At 57.6% G+C, this 24,133-nt stretch carries 22 protein-coding genes and 1 other RNA gene; 11 read left to right on the forward strand and 12 right to left on the reverse strand.

From position 1 onward, the window contains the following. Nucleotides 1-45: 45 nt before the first annotated feature. Genes J3P75_RS23905 through J3P75_RS23915 form a run of 3 tightly spaced genes read right to left on the reverse strand, consistent with a single transcriptional unit; the run spans nucleotide 46 to nucleotide 2,192 of the window. Nucleotides 46-354: an RnfH family protein gene (locus J3P75_RS23905; protein WP_434708402.1), complete on the reverse strand. Its 309-nt coding sequence runs from the start codon at nucleotides 352-354 to the stop codon at nucleotides 46-48. Beyond that, nucleotides 335-781 (reverse strand): type II toxin-antitoxin system RatA family toxin, encoded by a 447-nt coding sequence (locus tag J3P75_RS23910; protein ID WP_394507535.1) that lies wholly within the window; start codon nucleotides 779-781, stop codon nucleotides 335-337. The genes J3P75_RS23905 and J3P75_RS23910 overlap by 20 nt, the downstream gene beginning before the upstream one ends. 7 nt (nucleotides 782-788) lie before the next feature. Further along, nucleotides 789-2,192 carry a sodium-dependent transporter gene (locus tag J3P75_RS23915; protein WP_090281358.1) on the reverse strand — a complete coding sequence of 468 codons (1,404 nt, stop codon included), beginning with the start codon at nucleotides 2,190-2,192 and terminating at the stop codon, nucleotides 789-791. A gap of 119 nt (nucleotides 2,193-2,311) precedes the next feature. Here J3P75_RS23915 and smpB point away from each other — a divergent pair, with 119 nt between their 5' ends. Continuing rightward, a complete protein-coding gene (smpB, locus tag J3P75_RS23920; RefSeq protein ID WP_007953781.1) occupies nucleotides 2,312-2,794 on the forward strand; it encodes an SsrA-binding protein SmpB in 483 nt (160 codons plus the stop codon). A gap of 132 nt (nucleotides 2,795-2,926) precedes the next feature. Here the strand turns inward: smpB and J3P75_RS23925 are convergent, their stop codons facing one another. Further along, a complete protein-coding gene (locus tag J3P75_RS23925) occupies nucleotides 2,927-3,694 on the reverse strand; it encodes an FCD domain-containing protein (RefSeq protein ID WP_434708403.1) in 768 nt (255 codons plus the stop codon). Nucleotides 3,695-3,957: 263 nt separating this feature from the next. Here J3P75_RS23925 and J3P75_RS23930 point away from each other — a divergent pair, with 263 nt between their 5' ends. The 10 genes from J3P75_RS23930 (at nucleotide 3,958) to J3P75_RS23975 (ending at nucleotide 16,751) form a co-directional block, all read left to right on the forward strand. Next, nucleotides 3,958-5,652, forward strand: coding sequence for a lactate permease LctP family transporter (locus J3P75_RS23930; protein WP_434708404.1), 1,695 nt, complete (start codon nucleotides 3,958-3,960; stop codon nucleotides 5,650-5,652). Between the two features lie 149 nt (nucleotides 5,653-5,801). Then, nucleotides 5,802-6,626, forward strand: coding sequence for a (Fe-S)-binding protein (locus J3P75_RS23935; RefSeq protein ID WP_434708405.1), 825 nt, complete (start codon nucleotides 5,802-5,804; stop codon nucleotides 6,624-6,626). Further along, nucleotides 6,623-8,077, forward strand: coding sequence for a LutB/LldF family L-lactate oxidation iron-sulfur protein (locus tag J3P75_RS23940; RefSeq protein WP_434708406.1), 1,455 nt, complete (start codon nucleotides 6,623-6,625; stop codon nucleotides 8,075-8,077). Before J3P75_RS23935 ends, J3P75_RS23940 begins: the two co-directional genes overlap by 4 nt. After that, nucleotides 8,077-8,748 carry a LutC/YkgG family protein gene (locus J3P75_RS23945; protein WP_434708407.1) on the forward strand — a complete coding sequence of 224 codons (672 nt, stop codon included), beginning with the start codon at nucleotides 8,077-8,079 and terminating at the stop codon, nucleotides 8,746-8,748. The genes J3P75_RS23940 and J3P75_RS23945 overlap by 1 nt, the downstream gene beginning before the upstream one ends. After that, nucleotides 8,745-11,555, forward strand: coding sequence for an FAD-binding and (Fe-S)-binding domain-containing protein (locus J3P75_RS23950; RefSeq protein ID WP_434708408.1), 2,811 nt, complete (start codon nucleotides 8,745-8,747; stop codon nucleotides 11,553-11,555). The genes J3P75_RS23945 and J3P75_RS23950 overlap by 4 nt, the downstream gene beginning before the upstream one ends. Before the next feature lie 129 nt (nucleotides 11,556-11,684). After that, entirely contained in the window at nucleotides 11,685-11,966 is a 282-nt protein-coding gene (locus J3P75_RS23955) for a hypothetical protein (protein WP_203420685.1), read from the forward strand. Nucleotides 11,967-12,061: 95 nt separating this feature from the next. After that, nucleotides 12,062-12,450: a transfer-messenger RNA gene (gene ssrA / locus J3P75_RS23960) on the forward strand. A 679-nt stretch (nucleotides 12,451-13,129) separates the two neighbouring features. After that, the gene (locus J3P75_RS23965; protein ID WP_434708409.1) at nucleotides 13,130-14,824 is read left to right on the forward strand and encodes a DUF262 domain-containing protein; all 1,695 of its coding nucleotides are present in this window, start codon (nucleotides 13,130-13,132) and stop codon (nucleotides 14,822-14,824) included. 54 nt (nucleotides 14,825-14,878) lie between these two features. Beyond that, complete coding sequence (locus J3P75_RS23970) at nucleotides 14,879-15,100, forward strand: DUF5710 domain-containing protein (protein WP_434708410.1); 222 nt, start codon at nucleotides 14,879-14,881, stop codon at nucleotides 15,098-15,100. A 580-nt stretch (nucleotides 15,101-15,680) separates the two neighbouring features. Further along, nucleotides 15,681-16,751, forward strand: a complete 1,071-nt coding sequence (locus J3P75_RS23975) for a beta family protein (RefSeq protein WP_434708411.1) — start codon at nucleotides 15,681-15,683, stop codon at nucleotides 16,749-16,751. On the opposite strand, the gene J3P75_RS23980 is transcribed toward J3P75_RS23975, so the two are convergent. The 8 genes from J3P75_RS23980 to J3P75_RS24015 form a co-directional block, all read right to left on the reverse strand. Next, the gene (locus tag J3P75_RS23980) at nucleotides 16,748-17,239 is read right to left on the reverse strand and encodes a sce7726 family protein (protein ID WP_434708412.1); all 492 of its coding nucleotides are present in this window, start codon (nucleotides 17,237-17,239) and stop codon (nucleotides 16,748-16,750) included. The two genes, J3P75_RS23975 and J3P75_RS23980, sit on opposite strands and share 4 nt — an antisense overlap. Before the next feature lie 171 nt (nucleotides 17,240-17,410). Next, a complete protein-coding gene (locus tag J3P75_RS23985; RefSeq protein ID WP_434708413.1) occupies nucleotides 17,411-18,292 on the reverse strand; it encodes a glycine betaine ABC transporter substrate-binding protein in 882 nt (293 codons plus the stop codon). Nucleotides 18,293-18,345: 53 nt separating this feature from the next. Further along, nucleotides 18,346-19,014 (reverse strand): ABC transporter permease, encoded by a 669-nt coding sequence (locus J3P75_RS23990; RefSeq protein ID WP_434708414.1) that lies wholly within the window; start codon nucleotides 19,012-19,014, stop codon nucleotides 18,346-18,348. Between the two features lie 2 nt (nucleotides 19,015-19,016). Further along, nucleotides 19,017-20,015 carry an ABC transporter ATP-binding protein gene (locus J3P75_RS23995; RefSeq protein ID WP_434708415.1) on the reverse strand — a complete coding sequence of 333 codons (999 nt, stop codon included), beginning with the start codon at nucleotides 20,013-20,015 and terminating at the stop codon, nucleotides 19,017-19,019. Then, nucleotides 20,012-20,701, reverse strand: a complete 690-nt coding sequence (locus J3P75_RS24000; RefSeq protein ID WP_394507556.1) for an ABC transporter permease — start codon at nucleotides 20,699-20,701, stop codon at nucleotides 20,012-20,014. Before J3P75_RS24000 ends, J3P75_RS23995 begins: the two co-directional genes overlap by 4 nt. Nucleotides 20,702-21,013: 312 nt before the next feature. After that, nucleotides 21,014-22,009 (reverse strand): GlxA family transcriptional regulator, encoded by a 996-nt coding sequence (locus J3P75_RS24005; protein WP_434708416.1) that lies wholly within the window; start codon nucleotides 22,007-22,009, stop codon nucleotides 21,014-21,016. Between the two features lie 142 nt (nucleotides 22,010-22,151). Continuing rightward, the gene (locus J3P75_RS24010) at nucleotides 22,152-23,126 is read right to left on the reverse strand and encodes an alpha/beta hydrolase (protein ID WP_434708417.1); all 975 of its coding nucleotides are present in this window, start codon (nucleotides 23,124-23,126) and stop codon (nucleotides 22,152-22,154) included. A gap of 36 nt (nucleotides 23,127-23,162) precedes the next feature. Further along, on the reverse strand, nucleotides 23,163-24,056 hold the full coding sequence (locus J3P75_RS24015; protein ID WP_434708418.1) for an amidohydrolase family protein: 894 nt from the start codon (nucleotides 24,054-24,056) through the stop codon (nucleotides 23,163-23,165). Between the last annotated feature and the right edge of the window lie 77 nt (nucleotides 24,057-24,133).

A 24,133-nucleotide genomic window follows, 5' to 3' on the forward strand; every position in this document is an offset into this window, starting at 1 on the left:
AAACCCGGACATTCCGGGTTTTTTATTGCCTGCGTTATGTTCGCCTCAAAGATTTCGGGCCTTGGCCTCTGCCGCTTTGGCTGCCCGCAAACGTCGCACTTCCTTGGGATCGGCAAGCAGCGGCCGGTAGATCTCAATGCGATCGCCCGCCTGAATCACATGCGTGTCCGCGACCGCTTTACCGAAGATACCCAACGGGCACTCATCCAGCTTGAGCTCAGGAAAGTCGGCGGCGATTCCCGACGCCTGCACCGCCGCACGAACCGTCATACCCTCCGGCACATTGATCGAACGCAGCACCTGGCGATCAACCGCGGCATACACCACTTCTATCTCAAGCACCGGGCTGACCATGCATCTGTTTGGCGCGCTGGCAGAAAGCATCCACCAACTGATTGGCCGCCTGATTGAACAATGGGCCCAACGTAGCACGCACCAGCGGCCCGGCGTAATCGAACGAAAGGTCGAGGCTGATCTTGCAGGCCTTCTCGTTCAAGGCCTTGAACACCCAAACGCCGTGCAACTGATTGAACGGACCTTCCTCCAGGTTCATCTCGATCGACTGCCCCGGCACCAAGGTATTGCGTGTCACGAAATGCTGGCTTAGACCGCCCTTGGCCACGCCGACACTGGCGCGCATGTGTTCCGGCGAGCTTTCCAGCACCTCGGCGGCCGAACACCACGGCAGGAATTCCGGATACCGCGCCACGTCATTGACCAGGTCGTAGAGAAACTGCGCCGGGTAAGGCAGCAGCGCGGATCGTTGAATATGTGTCGTCATGTAAGCGTTACTTCCAGAGCTGAGCGGCAAATACTACAAGAATGCCGATAGGCGCCACGTAGCGCATCAAGAACAGGGACAGGGCAAACAGTGCCGGGTTGCGGATCGACAACTCGTCGCGCACCGCCTCACGCCCCATCACCCATCCGGCGAACAACACGAAACACAAGCCACCGACGGGCAACATGATCCGCGAGGTGAAGAAATCGATCACACCGAAGAAGTCCAGACCGCTCTTCGCGCCCCATTGGTAGAGGCTGAACACTCCGCCTTCGTTCACGAAAAACTTGGCTTCCTTCCAGATATTGAAGGAAAACACCGTGCCCAGACCGACGAACCAGCAGGTGAAGGCCAGCCAGAACGTGACCCAGGCGCGACTGATTTTCGTGCGCTCGACCAGGTAGGCGACCATCGGCTCAAGCAGCGAAATCGCCGAGCTCCAGGCCGCGACCGCAACCAGCACGAAAAATACCACGCCCATCAACTGGCCGAAAACCACGTTACCAAAGGCAAATGGCAGGCTGACGAACATCAGCCCCGGCCCCTCACTCGGGTTCAGGCCGGCCGCAAACACAATCGGAAACAACGCCAGACCGGCAACGAGCGACACGAACGTATCGAGCAACGCGACACCCACCACGGTACGCGACAGCGAGGTGTTCTTCGGCATGTAGGCGCCGTAGATCATGATCGAACCGACACCGACGCTCAGCGAGAAGAACGCGTGCCCCATCGCCGGCAACAAGCCATCCAGAACCTTTTCCGGATGGAAGTCGAACATGAAATGCACACCTTCCATGAAATGCCCGGTGGTCATGCTGTAGCCCAGCAACACCAGAATCATCACGAACAACAGCGGCATCATGATCCGCAGGCTGCGTTCCAGGCCGGCAACCACGCCTCTGGCGATGACGAACGCCGAGAGCAGCATGAAAATCGTGTGCCAAAGTGTCAGGCGCCATGGATCGGCGATGACATTACCGAAATACGCGCCGACCTGATCAGGTGTCGCGCCCTGGAAGTCGCCGCGGCCCATGTCGACGATGTAGTCCAGCGACCAGCCACCGACCACGCTATAGAAAGACAGGATCAGCAATGCCGTGATCATCCCGGCGAAAGCGCCCCACGACCACTTGGGCGAGTGCCCGGCTTCCAGCGCTAGCACTTTTAAAGCATTTGCCGGACTTTGCCGGGCGCGCCGGCCGATCAGGGTTTCAGCGAGCATCACCGGCACGCCGATCAGCGCGATGCAGGCCAGAAACATCAGCACAAAGGCGCCGCCGCCGTAGACCCCGACCATGTAGGGGAACTTCCAGATACTACCCAGTCCCACGGCCGAACCGGTCGCGGCGAGTATGAATACCCAGCGGCTAGCCCAACTGCCGTGGACAGAAACCTTGTCTGTCGACATCGTTTATCACGCCCAAGCGTTAGAAAAAGAGGCCGCATTGTCCGGGATTCACTCAACCTGCTCAAGCACGCAGCATCACCGTAGCCGACAGCCGAACAACTCCATATAATGCCGCCCCTATGGCTAAACAGAAGAAACACCCAACAGGGACCATCGCGCAAAACAAAAAGGCGCGACACGATTACTTCATCGAGCACAAGTTCGAGGCTGGTCTGGTCCTGGCCGGCTGGGAAGTAAAAAGTCTGCGGGCGAGCAAGCTACAGCTGGTCGACAGCTACGTGCTGCTCAAGGATGGCGAAGCGTGGTTGCTCGGCAGCCACATCACGCCGCTGATGACCGCAAGTACCCACGTCATCGCCGACCCGGTGCGCACGCGCAAGCTGCTGCTCAACCGCCGCGAGCTGGACAAGCTCGCCGCCGCCGTGCAGCAAAAGGGTTACGCCTGCGTCTGCCTGTCCTGGTACTGGAGCAAGCACATGGTCAAGTGCGAGATTGCTCTGGGCAAGGGCAAGAAGGAATACGACAAGCGTGACACCGAGCGCGAACGCGATGCCGGTCGCGAATTGCAGCGCGCGGTGCGCAACAAGGGCAAGGAAGACTAACCTTTCCACCCTGATCGTTCCCACGCTCTGCGTGGGAATGCAGCAATGGACGCTCTGCGTCCGCATTGTGACGCGGAGCGTCACGGGATGCATTCCCACGCAGAGCGTGGGAACGATCGTTTGCAGAACTAACTACATCCCCTTGCGCCGCTCCGCCCGCGCCATCCGCTGAACCTCCTGCCGAACCTCTTCCAGCACTTCCTGCACATACAGAATGTGGCGGCTGGACACTTCCCGCGCCTGCTCCGCACGGCCTTCGATAATCGCCAGATACAATTCCCGATGCTGCGTAATCAGCATGTCGCGGGTCTCCGTGCGCTGCTTGTACATGCCGCCGATGTTGGTCACGACGTTGCGCTTGAGCAGATCGAACAGCCCGCGAATGGTGTGCAGCAACACCGCGTTGTGGCTGGCCTCGGCAATTGCCAGATGGAATTTCGCATCGGCCGCGCCCTCCTCCGCCCGACTCACTTCTTCGTGGCGCGAATAGCAGTCCTGTAGCTCTTCGAACGCGGCGGTCAGGCGCTCGCGATCTACATCGGTGGCGCGCAATGCAGCGTAATAGGCACACGATGCTTCCAGAGTGTGGCGAAACTCCAACAGATCCCGCTGCGCCTCGGGGTTGCTTTCGAGCAGTTGCAACAGCGGATCGCTGAACGTCGACCCCAGGCTTTCGACCACATAATTGCCGCCGCCCTGACGGCTGACCAGCAAGCCCTTGGCCGCGAGTTTCTGGATCGCCTCGCGCAGCGACGGACGTGATACGCCAAATTGCTCGGCCAGCATGCGCTCCGCCGGCAGTCGCTCACCGGACTTCAGCGTGCCCTCGAGAATCATCCCCTCGAGCCGCTCGACAATGTCGTCAGACAAACGGCGCGAACGTATCTGATCAAACCCCATAACTCATTTCTCCACGATCCCGACCGCTCGCCGGGCTCTCTATTCTGGCCTATCGGCGCCCTGCCGGCACCTGGCAGACGCCACCTGCCGAAAGCGGAGCAGATGCGATCTGCACCGCATGTTCGAAAAAAGTTTTAGGGCGGCAAATTGACACACCGATATCAAGGCTTTTACCCTAGCCAACAGCGATTGTAAATTGGTCTTACCAATTATCCAAGAACGCTGACAGTGCCTGACCAACAACAATTAGGGGCCACCCCACTATGCAAACCTGGCAACAGCTCTACAGCCCGCTCGGCAGTCTCGGCGTCTCCGCACTCGCGGCCGTCATTCCCATCGTGTTCTTCTTTCTCGCCCTGGCGGTGTTTCGCCTCAAGGGCCATGTCGCGGGCAGCATCACGCTGGCGCTGTCGATTGCCGTGGCGATCTTCGCCTTCCAGATGCCGATCGATATGGCGTTCGCTGCGGCCGGGTATGGCTTCGCCTACGGTCTGTGGCCGATTGCCTGGATCATTGTCGCGGCGGTGTTCCTCTACAAATTGACGGTCAAGAGCGGCCAGTTCGAGGTCATTCGCAGCTCGGTGCTGTCGATCACTGACGACCAGCGCCTGCAAGTGCTGCTGATCGGTTTCTGCTTCGGTGCGTTCCTCGAAGGCGCCGCCGGTTTCGGCGCGCCCGTGGCGATCACCGCTGCGCTGCTGGTGGGTCTTGGTTTCAATCCGCTCTACGCCGCTGGCTTGTGCCTGATTGCCAACACTGCACCGGTTGCCTTTGGTGCGCTGGGGATTCCGATCATCGTCGCCGGCCAGGTCACCGGCATCGACGCCTTCAAGATCGGCGCCATGACTGGTCGCCAACTGCCGCTGCTGTCGCTGTTCGTGCCGTTCTGGCTGGTGTTCATGATGGACGGCCTGCGTGGTGTGCGCGAAACCTGGCCGGCCGCGCTGGTCGCGGGCTTGAGCTTCGCCATCACGCAATACTTCACGTCGAACTTCATCGGCCCGGAACTGCCGGACATCACCTCGGCGCTGGCCAGTCTGATTTCCCTGACGCTGTTCCTGAAAATCTGGCAGCCAAAACGCGCCGCCGGCCAACACATCGCCGGTGCCGTTTCCGCCTCGGTAGTCAGCGCCAGCGTCGGCGGTTTCGGCCAGAAGCGCACCACCGTGGCTTCGCCTTACAGCCTTGGGGAAATTTTCAAGGCGTGGTCGCCGTTCCTGATTCTTACTGTGCTGGTGACGATCTGGACGCTGAAGCCTTTCAAGGCGATGTTCGCTGCGGGCGGCTCGATGTACAGCTGGGTGTTCAACTTCGCGATTCCGCATCTTGATCAACTGGTGATCAAGACTGCGCCGATCGTGGCGAATCCAACGGCCATTCCTGCGGTATTCAAACTCGACCCGATTTCTGCGACCGGCACAGCGATTTTCTTCTCTGCGCTGATTTCGATGCTGGTGCTGAAGATCAATTTAAAAACTGGTCTGACCACTTTTAAGGAAACTTTCTACGAACTGCGCTGGCCGATTCTGTCGATCGGCATGGTGCTGGCGTTCGCCTTCGTCACCAACTACTCGGGCATGTCGTCAACCATGGCCCTGGTACTGGCCGGCACCGGCGCTGCATTCCCATTCTTCTCGCCGTTCCTTGGCTGGCTGGGCGTGTTCCTCACTGGCTCCGATACCTCGTCCAACGCGCTGTTCAGTTCGCTGCAAGCGACCACCGCGCACCAGATCGGCGTCAACGACACCTTGCTGGTGGCCGCCAATACCAGTGGCGGCGTGACCGGCAAAATGATCTCGCCACAATCGATCGCCGTGGCCTGCGCCGCGACCGGGCTGGTGGGCAAGGAATCGGATCTGTTCCGCTTCACCCTCAAGCACAGCCTATTCTTTGCAACGATCGTCGGTTTGATCACCTTGGCTCAGGCCTACTGGTTCACCGGCATGCTGGTGCACTAAACCTACAAGCAACACAGCAATAACCGACGCCGGCCCGTGATCCGGCGTCAGCCATTCACCACCGGGTCTGTAAGGCTGCTGAAAGCAATGCGCTCTATATTCAGCAGCCGCCGCAGACGGATAACCGGGACCACCCGGAGACACGCCTGATGAGCGATTTTTTTTACAACGCTGTGCCAAACGCGACCCGCGTGGCGCCGCCACTGCCCGAACCTCGGCAATACCCCAGCGAGAAACCGTCGCGGGTCTACCTGTTCGGCACGTGTGTGGTTGACCTGTTCTACCCCGAAGCCGGGATGGACGCGATCCACTTGCTGGAGCGCGAAGGCATTCGGGTCGAGTACCCGCAAGGGCAGAGCTGCTGCGGGCAACCGGCCTACACCTCGGGTTACACCGAGCAGGCGCGGACCGTAGCGCGCTCGCAACTGGCGTTGTTTGCCGGGGATTATCCGGTGGTGGTGCCGTCGGGTTCCTGCGCCGGCATGTTGCGTGAACATTACGCCGACTTGTTCAAGGACGAGCCGGAAACGCTGAAACAGGTTCACGCCCTCGCGGCCCGCACCTATGAACTGGCCGAGTTTCTGCTGTTCGTCTGCAAGGTGCAGCTCAAGGACAGCGGCGAACCGGTGAAAGTCGCGCTGCACACCTCGTGTTCGGCACGTCGCGAAATGAACACCCACCTGCACGGCCGCGAGTTGTTGGCGCAGCTGAGCAACGTGGAACGGGTCAACCACGACCACGAAAGCGAATGCTGTGGCTTCGGCGGAACATTCAGCGTCCGTATGCCAGACATTTCCGGGGCGATGGTGGCTGACAAGACCCGGGCCTTGAAGGAATCCGGCGCGCATCAGGTTCTCAGTGCCGACTGTGGCTGCCTGATGAACATCAACGGCGCACTGGAGAAACAACGGGAAGCGCTGCGCGGGCAACACCTGGCGAGCTTCCTCTGGCAACGAACCGGAGGTGCACAATGAGCACCTCGACGATTATTCCTACGGTCGCCGTAGAAGAAGATTTCCGCACCCGGGCGCACAACGCCCTCGGTGATCAGCAACTGCGGAACAACTTCCGCACTGCCATGGACTCACTGATGACCAAGCGCGCCGCCGCTTTCAGTGATGACCATGAACGAGAACATTTGCGCGCACTGGGCAATTCGATCAAGGCCCGCGCGCTGTCCAGGTTGCCCGATTTGCTTGAGCAACTGGAACAGAACCTGACCCGCAACGGTGTGACAGTGCATTGGGCGGAAACGGTGGACGAAGCCAATGGCATCGTCCTCTCGATCATCCGCGCTCACGAGGCGCGGCAAGTGATCAAGGGCAAATCGATGGTCAGCGAAGAGATGGAGATGAACCATTTCCTCGAGGCTCGGGACATTGAATGTCTGGAGTCCGACATGGGGGAATACATCGTCCAGCTCGACCACGAGAAGCCTTCACACATCATTATGCCGGCGATCCACAAGAATGCCGGTCAGGTCGCGTCCTTGTTCCACGACAAACTTGGCGTGGAGTACACCAAGGACGTTGACCAACTCATTCAGATCGGTCGCCGTGTCTTGCGGCAGAAATTCTTCGAAGCCGACATCGGCGTCTCCGGCGTCAACTTCGCCGTGGCCGAAACCGGCACCCTGCTGCTGGTGGAAAACGAAGGCAATGGCCGCATGACTACCAGCGTGCCGCCGGTGCACATCGCCGTCACCGGCATCGAAAAAGTCGTGGAAAACCTGCGCGACGTGGTGCCGTTGCTGTCGCTGCTGACCCGCTCGGCACTGGGCATTCCGATCACCACTTACGTCAACATGATCTCCGGCCCGCGCAAGGAACACGAACTCGACGGCCCGCAGGAAGTGCATCTGGTGCTACTCGACAACGGCCGCAGCCAGGCCTTCGCCGACAGTGAATTGCGCCAGACTCTCAACTGCATCCGCTGCGGCGCCTGCATGAATCATTGCCCGGTGTACACCCGCGTCGGCGGCCACACCTATGGCGAGGTGTATCCGGGGCCGATCGGCAAAATCATCACCCCGCACATGGTCGGCCTGGCGAAAGTCCCGGACCACCCGAGCGCGTCCTCGCTGTGCGGCGCCTGCGGTGAAGTGTGCCCGGTGAAAATTCCGATCCCGGCCATTTTGCGCCGCTTGCGCGAAGAAAACGTCAAAGCGCCGGACTCGCCGCACCAAGTGATGCGCGGTCAGGGCAGCAAGTATTCGCGCAAGGAGCGCTTGATCTGGAACGCCTGGGTGAAACTCAACAGCTCGCCAACGCTGTATCGCCTGTTCGCTTTCTTCGCCACCCGGCTGCGCGCGATCACGCCGAAAAATGTCGGCCCGTGGACACAAAACCACAGCGCACCGAAACCCGCCGCTCGCTCACTGCACGACATGGCCCGCGAGCATCTGGCCAAACAGGGAGATCGTTGATGAGCGCCAAGCAAAACATCCTCGGCAAACTCAGGAAAAGTCTGACCGGCACCACGCCAATCGCCGACAATTTCGACGTCGAACTGGTGACGCAGCCTTACACCTACAGCGCCGAACAGCGCATCCCGCAACTGCGCAAATTGATGGAAGCGGTACACACCGAAATCCATCTGACCTCGGCCGAAGCATGGCCGGCGCTGCTCGCGCAATTGCTGCGGGATCGCCAGTTGCCAAGTCTGCTGATCGCCCCGACGACACCGCACGGGCAACGCATCACACAACACTGGGCGAACAATCCCGAGCTGCCAGCACTGAAATCCTACGACCGGCCGGTAGAAGAATGGAAAGCCGAGCTGTTCAACGACACCCCTGCCAGCCTCACCGGCACTCTCGGTGCGATCGCCGCGACCGGCAGCCTGATTATCTGGCCTACCCGTGAAGAGCCGCGCTTGATGAGCCTGGTACCGCCGGTGCATTTCGCCCTGCTCAAGGCCAGCGAAATTCGCGACAACTTCTATCAGGTGCAAGCGGAATTCGAATGGGCGCAAGGCATGCCGACCAACGCTCTGCTGGTGTCCGGTCCGTCGAAAACCGCTGACATCGAGCAAGTGCTGGCCTACGGCGCCCACGGCCCGAAAGATTTGGTCGTGCTGATTCTGGAGGATCAATGAGTCTTCCTGCCGCTTTCCTGCGTGACGCTGAGCAACTGATCCCGGCCGAGCGCCGTTTTGACGATCCGCTATCAACGCTGGCCTTCGGCACCGACGCCAGTTTCTATCGCTTGATTCCGCAACTGGTGATCCGCGTCGAGTCCGAAGACGAAGTCGTGGCATTGCTGAAACTGGCCCAGCGCGACCATGTCCCGGTGACCTTCCGCGCCGCCGGCACCAGTCTGTCCGGCCAGGCGATCAGCGATTCGGTGCTGATCGTACTTGGGGATAACTGGAACGCCCGCGAGATCCGTGGCCAAGGCACGCAGATCCGTCTGCAACCGGGCGTTATCGGCGCGCAGGCCAACGCCTGGCTGGCGCCGTTCGGACGCAAGATCGGCCCGGACCCGGCGTCGATCAACGCCTGCAAAATCGGCGGCATCGTCGCCAACAACGCCAGCGGCATGTGCTGCGGTACCGCGCAAAACACCTATCACACCCTGGCCGGGATTCGTCTGGTGCTGGCTGACGGCACCCGCCTCGACACCGAAGACCCTGCCAGCGTCGCGGCATTTCGCGCAAGCCACGGCGAGCTGCTCGAACGCTTGGCGACATTGGGCCGCGAGACCCGCGCGAATGCCGAACTGGCCGCACGAATCCGCCACAAATACCGTTTGAAAAATACCACCGGCCTGTCGCTCAATGCCCTGGTGGATTTCGACGAGCCTGTGGATATCTTGAGCCACCTGCTGGTCGGCTCCGAAGGTACGCTGGGCTTCATCAGTGCGGTGACCTACGACACCGTTATCGACCACCCGAACAAAGCCTCGGCGCTGATTGTCTTCCCCGATGTGGAGACCTGCTGCAACGCGGTCAGCGTGCTGAAAAGCCAACCGGTGTCCGCCGTCGAATTGCTCGACCGGCGCAGCCTGCGCTCGGTGCAAGACAAACCGGGCATGCCTGCTTTCGTACAACAGCTGTCGAACAATGCCTGCGCCTTGCTCATCGAATCCCGCGCCGCATCTTCCACGTTGCTGCAGGAACAATTGGCGCAGATCATGGCGTCGCTCAGCGGTTTTCCGGTGGAGAAGCAGGTCGACTTCACCGAGGACCCTGTGGAAAACGCCCGATTATGGGCGATCCGCAAGGACACCTTCCCCGCCGTCGGCGCCGTGCGTAAAACCGGCACTACGGTGATCATCGAAGACGTGACCTTTCCGGTCGAGCAACTGGCCATCGGCGTCAATCGCCTGATCGAGCTGTTCGACAAACATGCCTACGCCGAAGCGATTCTTTTCGGACACGCGCTGGAAGGCAATCTGCACTTCGTCTTCACCCAAGGCTTCAACAACCCGGAAGAAGTCGCACGCTATCAAGCGTTCATGGACGACGTCGCGCAACTCGTGGCGGTGGAATTTCGCGGTTCGCTGAAAGCCGAGCACGGCACCGGGCGCAACATGGCGCCGTTCGTCGAACTGGAATGGGGCAGCGACGCCTATCAGTTGATGTGGCAGCTCAAACGCCTGCTCGACCCCAGCGGCATTCTCAACCCCGACGTGGTCCTCAGCGAAGATCCGCAGATCCATCTCAAGCACCTGAAACCGCTGCCCGCGGCTGACGAGATTGTGGATAAGTGCATCGAGTGCGGTTTCTGCGAACCGGTCTGCCCGTCGAAAGGCCTGACCCTGAGCCCGCGCCAGCGCATCGTCATCTGGCGCGATATTCAGGCGAAAAAACGCGCCGGCATCGACACCCGCGAGCTGGAAGAAGCCTACGAGTACCAAGGCATCGAAACCTGCGCGGCGACCGGTCTGTGCGCGCAACGCTGCCCGGTCGGCATCAATACCGGCGAGCTGGTGAAAAAGCTTCGCGGCCGACACGCAACCCGTCAGAAAACCGCTGACTGGATCGAAGGAAATTTCGCCAAGACCCTGCAAGGCGCACGCTTCACCCTGCATGTCGCCAACGGCGCGCGGATGCTGCTCGGCGCACCACGTCTGGCGAAGCTGTCGGCAACCCTGACCCGCTTGTCCAAAGGCCAGGTGCCGCTGTGGAGCAACGCCATGCCGCAGCCGGAAAAAGCTATTCGCTTCAGCCCGAACGTGGCAGACGAGCGCCCGCGCGTGGTGTACCTGGCCGCGTGCGTATCACGGGTCATGGGCCCGGCGGCGGGCGATAAAGAGCAAATGTCGCTCTACGACAAAACCCGCGGCCTGCTGGAAAAAGCCGGTTACCAGGTGGTGTTCCCGGACAATCTCGACAACCTTTGCTGCGGTCAGCCGTTCGCCTCCAAGGGCTACGCCGAACAGGCCGAACACAAGCGCCAGGAATTGATCAGCGCACTGCTGCACGCCAGCCGCGGCGGGCTCGACCCGATCTATTGCGACACCAGCCCGTGTACGTTGCGGCTGGTACAGGATGTCGGCGAATCGCGACTGGATCTGTACGATCCGGTGCGTTTCATCCGTACTCATCTGGCAGATCGCCTGGACTTCACCCCGCAAGATGCACCGATTGCCGTACACGTGACCTGCAGCACCCAGCACCTGGGCGAAAGCCAGGCGCTGATCGAACTGGCGCGCAAATGCAGCAAAAACGTGGTCATCCCCGAAGGCATTCATTGCTGCGGGTTTGCCGGCGACAAAGGCTTCACCACGCCAGAGCTCAACAGCCACTCGCTGCGCACGCTCAAGGATGCGGTGCAACAATGCAGCGAAGGCATTTCCACCAGCCGCACGTGCGAAATCGGCCTGACGCAACATGGCGGCATCGACTACCACGGCCTGGTCTATCTGGTGGACCGGGTGACCCGTGCAAAAGCCGTCTGAAGAAAAATAGAACCCTTGAGCGAGACGGCAGTCCACAGAACAAGCCCCGAACAATCGGGGCTTTTCCTCCATTCGGTGGCCCGTCCCATGGTCAGCGAAGCCTGGATCCCTCAGTTCAAGGAGATACACATGAAGCGTTCTGTACTGTTAGGTCTGTTCGTTACTGCCTCGATGATGGCCTCCACTTCGTTTGCCGCTGACAAGCCAGCCGATCTGTGTGATGCCAATATTCAAACCATCACCAACGCCAAGACGCAGTACCAGTCGTCTGCGGAACTCAACAGCCGCGTCGAAGCCAGCGTCAACAAGGCCAAGGCCTTGAAGGCCGAAGGCAAGATCGACGATTGCGTCGCGGAAACCCAGCAGACCATCCTCGAAATCAGAAAAACCTCCGATGGCACCAACAAGTGACCGTGACAGGGCCAACCTGCGGGTTGGCCTCGCGGGCTGATTGGCGTACACTGTGCAGGCTTGTTGCTCAAACAGATTCGCTGAGCAATGAGTTCGGGGCCGTTTAGGATTCGACGCCGGTTGCGAAACTCTAGGTGCATGCCGACTTGGTAACAGAAGTCGTAAATCCACTGTTGCAACTACTTATAGTTGCCAATGACGACCAATACGGTGTTGCTCTCGCTGCTTAATTGCAGCTGACAATGCTCCTGGTACCTTCGGGTCCAGCAATCATCAGGGGATGTCTGTAAACCCGAAATGATTGTCATATAGAACAGAATCGCCGTGCAGTACGTTGTGGACGAAGCGGCTAAAACTTACACAACTCGCCCAAAGCACCCTGCCCGTCGGGTCGCTGAGGGTTAACTTAATAGACACGGCTACGCATGTAGTACCGACAGCGGAGTACTGGCGGACGGGGGTTCAAATCCCCCCGGCTCCACCAACTCGACGAAGAAGACGCCTTAGGGCGTCTTTTTTTGTGGGTGGGATTTGGTGAAATTAAAAGCGTTGAAACGCATGCGCTTCCAGGACCGCTTCGTCAGCCACAACATGCACTCCTTGGCCAGCGCCATCTTGACCAGTACGGGTGGGCAGGGATAACCACGTATCTGTTGCCGGCCAAGATCTCCCAGGGTGAATTCCACTCTCTTTCATGCGCAGAGCAACAAGCCCATTTGTGATGGGCAAGAACCGATCTTGCCGCAATGATATGAACTAGCAATGCTCCTTACAGCATGACGTGGGCGACCTCGAATTGTTCGATGAGGTGGTAGCGCTCAAGTCGCTCTTCTACAACAGGGCCACGACGCACTACGACCGGTGTGTCAGTGGTTAGCTGAATAGGATTCCAACCAAGACAGTTCCCCTCGACTTGGGTACGACTACTACGCCATGGAGCGCTCAGGCATGGTGAACGGGCATGTCTACCCTGGGCGCATCATGGAAAACCTCATCGAACTTCAACAGCACGACAACCAACTGGCGCTAGGCAAGGGTTAGCCCTCTAGGGCTGCGCGGAAGGATGTTCACGGAGCCGAGCGAAATGTAGCGCTCAAGCATGCAAAAAATCTCGACTCAAGCGATGATGAGGCAAAACGCCACCGCTCATAAGGACATACTCCGTGGAAGCCTCGTCAACCATTCGCAACATGCTGGCCAACAACCGCATCGTAGTGCCCGCGTACCAACGCGCCTATGCCTGGGACACGCCAGCCGAAGGTTCGGGGCGCGCCAGCCAGACACAGGTGTTTCTCTCCGACCTGGAAGCCTACCGCAGCAGTAATTCCCGCAGCCCTTATTACTTCGGCCATTTTCTGTTTGAACAGACGCAGGGAGAGTATCGGGTTATTGACGGCCAGCAGCGCCTGACCACGATCACGCTGTTTCTGGCGGCCTTGTTCACGTGCCTGCAAGCAAAGCGCGTCCTGACCGAAGATGAGCAGGAGCGCTACAAAGACATGATCAAACGGGAAAGTCAGATCCGCTTCAAGACGGTCGACTACGACAACCAGACCTTTGTCGATTATGTGATCAACCAGTCCAGAACGGCCGCCCCTGCTTCGCTGACCACATCCGCCCAACGACTCATCAATGCGTTCGACTTCTTCAAAAAGAAGCTGGGCGCTCAGCCTGAAGCCTACTTGACCGATATGCTGCGGATTGTGTCCCAGGCATCGTGCAGTACGCACCCGGTGCGAGACGAGGCTGAAGCCATCCAGATGTTCATCTTCCAGAATAACCGCGGCAAGCGCCCATCCAACCTGGAGGTGGTGAAGGCGCAATTCATGTATGCCATCCATCTTCATGGCGAAGACCAACAAGCGAAAGACAGCCTGATCGAAGAGATCCAGAATCGCTTCGAGACCATCTACAAGTCGATCTCGGCAATTGAATACCGGATCAATGAAGACGACGTGTTGCAGTACACCTTGCGCGTTCACTTCAATTCCCTATGGGAAAGCGGCGCGCTGGACCGGATTGAAAAGATGCTCGCTGCAGAGGCGCCTCTTGAATTTGTGAAAGATTTCACTAATTCACTGGCTATCAGTTTTGAGCATTTGTCGGTTTTCTTCGGCGGTGACGAGCGAAACAGTTTTCCGATCCACTCACTGGTGACCTTGGGCGGGATCGCGGTTGTATTGCCATTTATTCTCAAGGCCTACCGCTTTGGCCTTCCCCTATCGGACAAGAACCAGCTTTGCGTCGCCTTCGAGAGCCTGATCATCCGCCATCGCTTGATTGGCACCCGTGCGGATATCACTTCCCGCATCAATGATGCTTACGAGGCGTTTACCAGCGACGCGCCGTCGATAGCTCCGGTCCTTGAACTCATCGACTACCTCAAGACTACAAAGAATTGGTGGTGGGCCTATTGGAACAATGAAAAGCTGGCGGAGGCGCTGGAAGTTGAAATCGGTCACCCGACCGCCAAGCACCTGCTATGGAAATATGAAGTGCACCTGAAAGGTCAGGGTCAACGCGGCTACGAGCCGCAGCGCTATAGCGACATCAAGCGTCCAGAGCTGGAACATATCGCTCCTTCCACCGAGCCCACAGCTCGCCCGCATGGCTACGGTACCTACGACGAAATCTTCAAGGGCGAATACCTCAACTGCCTCGGCAATTATCTGCTGGTATCCAAATCCCACAACTGTGCAGTGGGAAACATTCCGTTCGCCGAGAAACTTTCAACCTACCAGCACAACGCCCAACAACGGGAAATAGCGAAGTTTGCCAGCGCTGGTAGCGTTTGGGATCAAGATGCAATCCAGGCTCGTCACGATAAAATCCTTGCCGCGCTGATGGCTGAACTTTGAGTAAATTGCTCTCCGGCCCTAGTCTTTAAACTGGGGCTGAGGCCGTCCAATAATGTGACGTCTAAAATCTGCAGCTTCCCTAGCAGGATCATTGAACTGCCCAAGCGTATAGATTTATCGGTCCCCTTCGAAGAAAAGGATGAGGCTAAGCAGTTCTATGTTGAGTGGGACGATGAAAAGCGCGTCTGGTGGTCCACTGCAGTTCCTCCTCCGCCTCAATCTTGCGTTTTCGCTCTTCGAACGGAGCGACACCGTTTAGGTACAGCTGCTGTATGAATACCAGCCTCTGATCTAAAAAAAGCGGACACCCATGCTTACGTTCCTAAGCAAATGAGTTTTTCGACATGAACAAAAGATAGCTGATTTGGGAGCGTGTAAGGTCAAGCAGCACCCTTGACTAAGGGCATGGTAGAAATGGAGTGGCATACATTTAGCGCACTAACAAATTCTTGACAGAGCCTTGACGGATTTCCGCCCGGTAAACGCCGGTTAATTCCTCCGCTGCCCACGTCCTACGCCCTGTCCGCCGTGAAAGGCCGAGTGCTGGCGCTTAGTACTCGTCAAGTATTTTCCAAGGCTTCCAGCGACCTGACAGCAATTCGGAGCAAGGGGGGACGACTATTTCAGGCTGAACCAGAAACGGATCAGCTTGCCTACTCGGCTAGCTACCCGTTGCAAAACTTAGGGAGAATGGCTTTTTGCCAGCTTTGAGCTAGCATCTATGATCGGCATGCTGGGCGTAACGATAAAACACGTTATTCAAAATGAAAAACGCCCAATATATATTGGGGCAAGTTGAAGTTTTATTTATCGCCCCCATAGCCCAATCTACCTCATAGAATGCAAGGAGCGCGACATGCAATACGTAGCATGCTTAAGAGTAGGGCAAAACGATATAAAAGCTCTCACCAATCTGGAGCCTGTAAGGAGAGATGTGTTTACTCCTTTATTAGATATGAGAGGAGATGACGACCGACACTTACAGACATTTCTAGCAAACTGGACTGGTCACCCGTTTTTCCTAGATATATCTAGAGCAAGAAAGGACCTCGCAGAGGATTTTATTGGAGGTAACGATCTCCACAATCCTAGCGAGGCCTTCGAAAACAAACAACAGTTCTTTCTAAATACGCAAAGAACAAACAACAATATAATTCCAGTGATTTCCTGGACTGACGATGATCCGCAGAGAGACGTTATTCAATTGGCGCTTTCTGCAGAGCGAAACTTTAATCAAATCGCAATTCGAGTCTTCTGCCCTGAGAAACCAACCTCTACATCTTGGGCAAGACTTTTATCAGTGCTAGACTCTTTAAATCTCCCCAACTTCGCACATGTTATATTGGATTTTGGGGCTACCTCACCAGCGAGTACGGCTGCTGGCTCTGAATTCAACCATTCCTTGAAGCAGCTTAACGATTACAATCTACAAAGCGTAGTACTGCTTAGCACTTCATTTCCTATCGACAAACCAGCTTCGAACACCTCACGATCTTCTGCTTGTTATGACGTCGCTTGGCAGTCAAACATTGACCGCAACGGTATAAATCCGAGCCCTATATATGGTGACTACGCAGCAACAAATCCGACCGCGCCGATGGAATACATTCCAGGTATGCCGGTACTACCATTCGGCTGTTATTACACCCCAACGGAATGGTGGCAAAGACGGAAAGGAGGAAATAAAGAGTTTGTAAACTATATCGAAATAGCACAAGAGGTTAGAAATCTACCAGGCTATCACGGCGATGACTTCTGCTGGGCTACTCGTGAATACTCCCGGATTGTTGCCACTTCTACTGGATATGGTAACAATGGGACATGGAACGGCTACAGAATTAATCAGCATATCTGCGCAATGATCTTATCCATAACCGATGACACCAATACAGAGTTTGACGATTTAGAATTTGATGATCTCATCTAAGAATATCTTTTTTTCAGAGATTGCAAAACACAAGCTCTAATATCTACCAATGGAAGTGCGTCGCTAATCTTATGGCGCACATCCTTGATTAAATCTTTCCCACGAACATTGACACCGAAGCTCTTAGCAAGAGCGTCAAGTTCCTCCCGCCACAAAAAACCGGTTAAATGAAATTTATCCTGAGACCTATTTGATTTCGCATTTCTTACCATTGCCATTCCAGAATAGTCATCCACTATCAGTATACCTACAGTGGGAGTGGACAATTCTAGCGCTTTAATCAAATGTTTCGAATGGCAGCAGAGCCATACCTCATCAAAACAAGCTAAATAAGCCTCTTGCTGGCCGCCCCACCTACTCAAAGTATCCGCGTGAGACTTTATCTCAAAGGCGCTCAACTTCCCATTGGCGTGAACAAGGTCAGCACGCCGCGCCTTATCAATAAAGCAGAGCTCTTCAATAAAGACATCCTGCGCATCATGGGGCATCACTCTCGTGATCCACTGCTTAAGGAGAGGTCGTATTTCGGTTGGATTTAGCATGGAGCGATTATAGCCTTCGGTTTTAAGGTCTTCCCAGTAGATCTGACAGGTGCTCGACGAGAGGATGTCGCCCCCCCTCCCAGGCCGACCGTCGGCTTCACCACCACCGCCCACTAACTAAAGCAAACCACTCTCCCGCAAAAAAACCTTCGACACCCCCTCAACAGCCTCCCGCCCCACATCAACCCGCGAATTAAGCCCCGCAATCGTCTCATCATCCAATTTCGAAGCCAGACCATTCAACAACTCCCCAACCCTCGGATTCCCCTCCAGTACCTCAGTGCGAATAACCGGCGTCAACGCATAACCAGGAAAGAACCCCTTATCATCCCTCAACACCAGAAACCCAAACGCCGGAATCCGTCCATCCGTCGACAGCACCAACGCCAGATCCACCTGACCATCCCTAAGCGCCTGATAAGTCAGCCCGCCGTCCATCCGCACAATGTTCTTGCGCTCGAATTCAAACCCGTACTCCTCTTGGAGCGGACGCAGCCCATCCGGCCGTGAGAAGAACTCCGCATTCGACGCAAACTTGTACGATTTCCCCGCTTCGATGTTCTTCGCGAGATCACTGATCGAGACGAGGCCGTCCTTTTCCGCGTCCACTTTGCGCATGGCCAATGCATAGGTGTTGTTAGCCTTGGACGGGGTCAGCCAGGTGATGCCCTTTTGCGCATCGAGTTCGCTGATCTTTTTGTAGGTTTCCTCGGCGCTGAGTTTGTCGGTGATTTTGTTGTAGGTGATCAGGGACGTGCCGGTGTATTCCCAGTACACATCGACCTGTCCGTTCTCCTGTGCGGCGCGTAATACCGACGAACCCAGGTCCGCGCGTTTATCGACCTTGTAACCATTGGCGCGCAGCAGTTGTGCGGTCATTTCGGCGACCAGTTGCTGTTCGGTGAATTTCTTGCCGCCGACCACGATTGTGCTGTTGGCTGAAGCGCTGCCGATTACGCCGCAAATGAGACTAAGGCTTATGACCAGACTGGCGAGCATTCGATAAATCATCGTGCACCTCATGTTATTGGTTTAGTGAAGGGTGTTCAGATTCATTGGCGTCCGGCCATCCTTAAGCCTCGGGACACTGCGATGTGTTGAATCACGCCGCAGCCGAGGTCGACGGCGATGGCCAGGAGCGCGGTCGATACGGCGCCGGCCAGCATCATGCTGAAGTCGTTGAGGTCGATGCCGGTGAAGATCAGCTCGCCCAGTCCGCCGCCGCCGACCAGGAAGGCCAGTGGTGCGGTGCCGACGTTGATTGCCAGTGCGGTGCGGATGCCGGCGAAGATCACGTTCAGCGCATTTGGAATTTCGACTTTCCACAGCGTCTCCCGTGGCGTCATGCCCATGGCTTCGGCCGCTTCGACCAAGTGCTGGGGCACTGCGCGCAAGCCTTCATAGGTGTTGACCGCGACGGGCAGCAAGGTCGCGACGAACAAGCCGATGATGGCCGCGCCGCTGCCGACGCCGATGACGCTCATGGCCAGGGCCAGCAGTGCGAGTTTGGGGATTGCCTGCCCGACGTTGAGCACTTGCATGCAGGCCATGGCGTAACGCTGGTTCGCCGGTCGGCTCATCCACACGCCCAATGGGAGCGCAATGGCGATGGCCAACACTCCGCTGATGGCGACGATCTGCAAGTGCTGGAGCGTCAGGTAGCTGATGTCGCCCCAGTAAAACTGCAGCCCCTGCCAGAATCCGATGAGCAAGTCAGGCATGATCAGTTCACCGCCGGGTTAATGTTTTCAACCAGTCGCGCCAGGATGTCAGCCTGGTGGACATAGCCGACAAAGCGGCCGTCGCTGTCGTTGCACGATGCCCAGTCCTGGCCGCGCCCCAGCAGATGCGAGAACACCTGGCGCAGGTCGTCTCCGGGCCGAACGATGAGGTGCGAGTGCGCAGCGATGCCGCTGGTGCTGCCGACGATCTGCATGTGTTCGCGCGGCGCGATCTTGCTGACGACGTCAGCCGCGCGCAGCAGGCGCAGGCGTTTCATGATCCGGTCGCTGCCCATGAAGTTCGCCACGAAGTCGCTGTTGGGCCGGGCCAGCAAATCATCCGAGCTGCCGAATTGCTGGATTTTGCCGTTGTGGAACAGGGCGACGCAGTCGGCCATCTTCACCGCTTCGTCGATGTCGTGGCTGACGAACAACACGGTCTTGTTGACGAGGCGCTGGATGCGCATGAATTCGTCCTGGATCACTTCGCGGTTGATCGGGTCGATGGCGCCGAAGGGCTCGTCCATCAGCATCACTGGCGGGTCCGCTGCCAGGGCCCGCGCCACGCCTATGCGCTGCTGTTGACCACCGGACAGCTCGCACGGGTAGCGCTTGAGGAATTTCGCCGGGTCCAGCGCGACCACTTCCAGCAACTCTGCCGCGCGCTTGCGGCTTTTGCTCTTGTCCCAGCCCAGCAGGTTCGGAACGACGCAGATGTTTTCCTCAACGGTCATGTTCGGGAACAGGCCGACTTGCTGGATTACGTAGCCGATCGAGCGTTTGAGGGTGACGCTGTCCAGTTCGGAGGTGTCGCGCCCGTTGATTCTGATCGTGCCGGAAGTCGGTGTGATCAGTCGGTTGATCATTTTCAGCGTGGTGGTTTTGCCACAGCCCGACGGCCCGAGCAGTACGCAGATCTGTCCTTCTTCGACGTTGAAGGAGACATCTTCTACCGCCGTGATAGCGCCGAATTGCTTGTTCAGGTTTTCGATCTGGATCACGTCGTCGCTTCCTTCATTCGGCCGGTGGCCAGTTTGTTCTTGTTCAAGCCGTTCGGCGTCAGCAGGCGCTGCACGCCGTACAACGCATAGTCGGCGGCAATGGCGATGACGCTGATGACGATGGCGCCGGCCAGCAACTGGCGGGTGTCCGATTGGGCGATGCCGCGAATGATCAGGCTGCCCAGGCCGCCGGCCCCGATGTAGGCGGCAATGGCAGCGATACCGATGTTGATCACGGTCGCCATCCGCACGCCCGCCATGATCAGCGGCACCGCAAGCGGCAGCTCCACCTTGCGTAATCGCTGCCCGGTCGACATGCCCATGCCGATCGCGGCTTCGCGCAGCGCCGGATCGATGTTGGCGATCGCCGTGGTGGTGTTACGGATAATCGGCAATTGGGCGTAGAGAAACAGCGCAATGACCGCCGGCACTACGCCGATCCCGTAGCCAATTTGCGACAGCGCCGGAATCATCAACCCGAACAGCGCCGCAGAAGGAATGGTCATCAGCACGGCAGCGAAGGCCAGGACCCAGCGGCGCGTCCTCGGGTGCTGGGAGATGGCGATGCCGACAGGCACGCCGGTCAGAATCGCCAGCCCCACCGCTATCGCCACGATGAGCAGGTGCTGGCCGAGCAGCAGACTGATCAGCCCGCCGTTTTCCAGAATGAAACGCAAGGTTTCCATGAGGGTTGTGCCTTCTGTACGTCATCTGTTGTTTTTATTCGGCGCGCATCTGGATTGAACGCCGTGTCTGGGAAAGACCTTATCGCGCCAGTGCGGGCACTCTGAGCTGCGAGCTCGACGTTTTCTATCAAAAAATCGACGTTACGCAGACAACCAATCCGCTGATCAGCGCGTTGGGTTCAGGGCAACAGGCGGGTCGCTGGTGACAGACGTGTACGGTAATACGCCAGCCAGACGGGTCATTAGCCGGCTATGGGATTTGCCGACTGGAGAGATTCGAAGGTTTTGCGCGGATACATTCTGTAAACGAAATCAGGAGTGAGCATCATCAAATTTCCGCCGTTCCTCTCCCGGCGTGCAGCCCCAGACACGACGGTAGGCAGCGCCAAGATGGGACGCCGAAACGAACCCGCAACTGTAGGCAATCGACGCGATGGGCTGGGTGCTCTCACGCAGCAATCGGCGTGCTTCGTTCAACCTGAGTTCCAGATAGAATTTCTTCGGTGTCCTACCGAAGTGCTGATGCCATAGGCGTTCGAGTTGGCGATGGGACAGGTTGCAGCGGTCGGCGATTTCTTCGATGCCGACGACGTTCTCCAGATTGTTCTCCATGAAGGCTATCGCGGCAGTCAGCCGGCGATCATGAATGCCGAACCGCCACTGGATCGACATGCGCTGATGCTCTTCCGGCGCGCGTATCCGCGCGTGGAGAAATTGCTCGGCGACACTCGCCGCAAGCGGGTTGCCAAAATCGAGCGCGATCTGCGCCAGCATGAGGTCAATGGCCGCCGTCCCGCCGGCGCACGTCCAGCGGTAATCATGGTTGACGTACAGCTCCCGGGTCACCTCGATCGTGGGAAATTCTTCCGAAAACTGACCGAAGGATTCCCAATGCAACGTACATCGCTTGCCCTCCAGTAACCCGGCGCGGGCGAGGATGAACGTACCGGTGCTCAGTGCGCCGACGGTGATCCCGCGGGATGCCGCACGTTGCAGGTAGCGCAGCATTTTCGGTGGTTTCTGATGCTCGGTGTCGAGGCTGGCCAGGACGAATACGCGATCCAGTTCTGGCGCCTGATCGACGGCCACCGTTTGGATTTCGATGCCACTGCTGGAACTGACTGGTCCGCCCGCCTCCGTGAGCAACGTCCATTGATAAAGCGCTTTGCCGGACAACCGATTGGCCGCACGCAAGGGCTCGCTGGCACCTGCCAAGGCCATCATCGAGAACCGAGGAAGAATGAGCAGCCCGATTCGCTTGGTTGTACCGTTATTCACAGACATCGCTGAATCATGGGGGGCTGTCATCGCCAGATCCTTTCATGGGGGCCGGCCGTTTGAGCGAACGGCTTTGACCCGCCATGTTAGGGGTTGGACACGCATCCAGCCAGATTGAAACTGCGTACTGCTTTTACCGAAGTGCGCAGACAAATCAGAACGCTGCCCGGGATCAAGATCGCGTGCGGATGGCTTCGTCGATGGTCTTGATCATCAACTCAAACACCGGATTGCCGGCCTGATTCTGCTGACCATGTTGCATGTGCGAAATGATCAGCGCATTCGGGCCGGCATCGCCCGGATAGTTTTGATGAAGGCGCACAGACTCCGACGGCATGTGCAAGGTGTTGTCGGCGCCGTGGATGATCAGCGCCGACGGGAAGCCTGTCGCACCTTCGATGGACCGCTCCGGGTCATATTGCACATAGGACTTGTAGGACTTTGCCGTCACGTAGGTACAACCCGGCCAACGGTCCGCACCGCCCGCTTCGGTGTAACCGCCCAGTTGCTGATCGACATACGCCTGGGTTTCTGGGTCCAGCGGGTAGTAACCGAGTCGGGTCTCATCGGTGCCGGTGTCGAACGGCGGAATCGGTGCATCATCGGCGAGTTGCTTGATGGCCGCATCAGCCGCCGCCTGATCAGCGCGCAAGGCCTGCAATGTGCGAATGTTGGTGTAGCTCATCGGCACCCAGAAGCGGATCTGTTCAGCGCCGGCTGCAGCCAGCTCAGCCACCGCACCGAGGCTCGCCACCGAACCCATCGCCCACGATGCGACCACCGGCATCTCACCGAAGTTTTCGCGCGCCCAGGCAACGGCGCCGAGCACTTCGTCTTTCTGGTCTTCGAGAATGACGTGGGTAATGACCTTATCGCCCGACTCGAGGGTGTTACGGACGTGCTTGTTGGAAAAGAAACCTGCCACGTCATAAGTCATCACGCGATAACCCAAAGCCGCGAGGGCGCGACCGAACAGTTGGCCGTACATCGTGACCCCGCCGGTGAAGCCGGAGTTGAAGATTACCGGTGGCAGTTTTTGCGACGCAGCGTCGTGTTGTTCGGGCTGAAACAGCATGCCTTTAAGGCTAAGGGTTGCATCGTTGTACTTGACGCTGAAGTTGATGTTTCTTGTTGTAATGGTCGTCATTTGCGGGTGATCTCGAAGTGAGAATGTGGGCGTAGCTCAACTTACCAACCGGCCAAATGTTCCTCGCAGAAGTTGGCCAACAGGAATTCGGGTCGCTTGGGAAACATGCAGTGCAACAGCATCGACAAAGTCGAAAGCCCTGTGCGGATCAAACAGATCGGCATACGCAACGCCTTTGTTGTCGGTGCCAACATGCGGCGCATCCGTTGCTTCAAGAACGATCTTGTCCGCGCCGACGGCGCTGATGACTTGCGTCACGAAGCGAGCTGTTTCCTCGGGCTGAATGCAGGTGCGATAGCCGGGGCCCTTGAACCACACATTGCCGCGGGCCCTGGCTTCGGCAAGTAGCGCGATGTAAGCCGGCTCGGTGCTGTCACGCTCACGGTGACAAGTGCCCAGATGATCGATGACGACCTTCACGGCGGGAGGGATCTGGCGTAATACCCGCAGATTTGTCTCGGCTTCTTTTGCATAGATGTGCAGATGCTGGTGCGGTTGCAGGCGGCTGTAGAACGCCGACCACTGCCGATCGCTGAATTGCCTGATGGAAACTGTTTCCGGCGGTGCATCGTGCAGAACGATTCGCGCGCCTACTATTTGTGGGTGCGAGAGGCGTTCGTGTGTGGCATAGGCAGGTTCTGCCTTTATCGTCCCCACTAACGTGACGCCCCCGTAGCGCTGAGGGTCGGCCGCCTGGAGATTCTTGAGTTCGGCAAATGAAGCGAATACGTTTTCCGAGTCCGGCAAGATACTTAAATGGACGTTATTGAGAAGCGTCGGTGCAATACCGGCATCAATCAACTTGTCCAGATAAGCCGTCAGCGAGTGCGGCTCAGGTAATGCATAGGGCCGCGAACCGGACACTCGGCGCAGGTCTTGCGAAGTAAAAAAATGAACGTGACTGTCGGTTCTTTTGATCAACGGCAGCATGATTATCGCTTCCTGCTTTTGTGCGAAAGACAATAATCGGCGGCAGTGTTTCGTCGCTCCCGTCAACTCGACGGGTA

Source organism: Pseudomonas sp. R1-1, assembly GCF_051132135.1.
In the GTDB taxonomy this organism is placed as follows: Bacteria; Pseudomonadota; Gammaproteobacteria; order Pseudomonadales; family Pseudomonadaceae; genus Aquipseudomonas.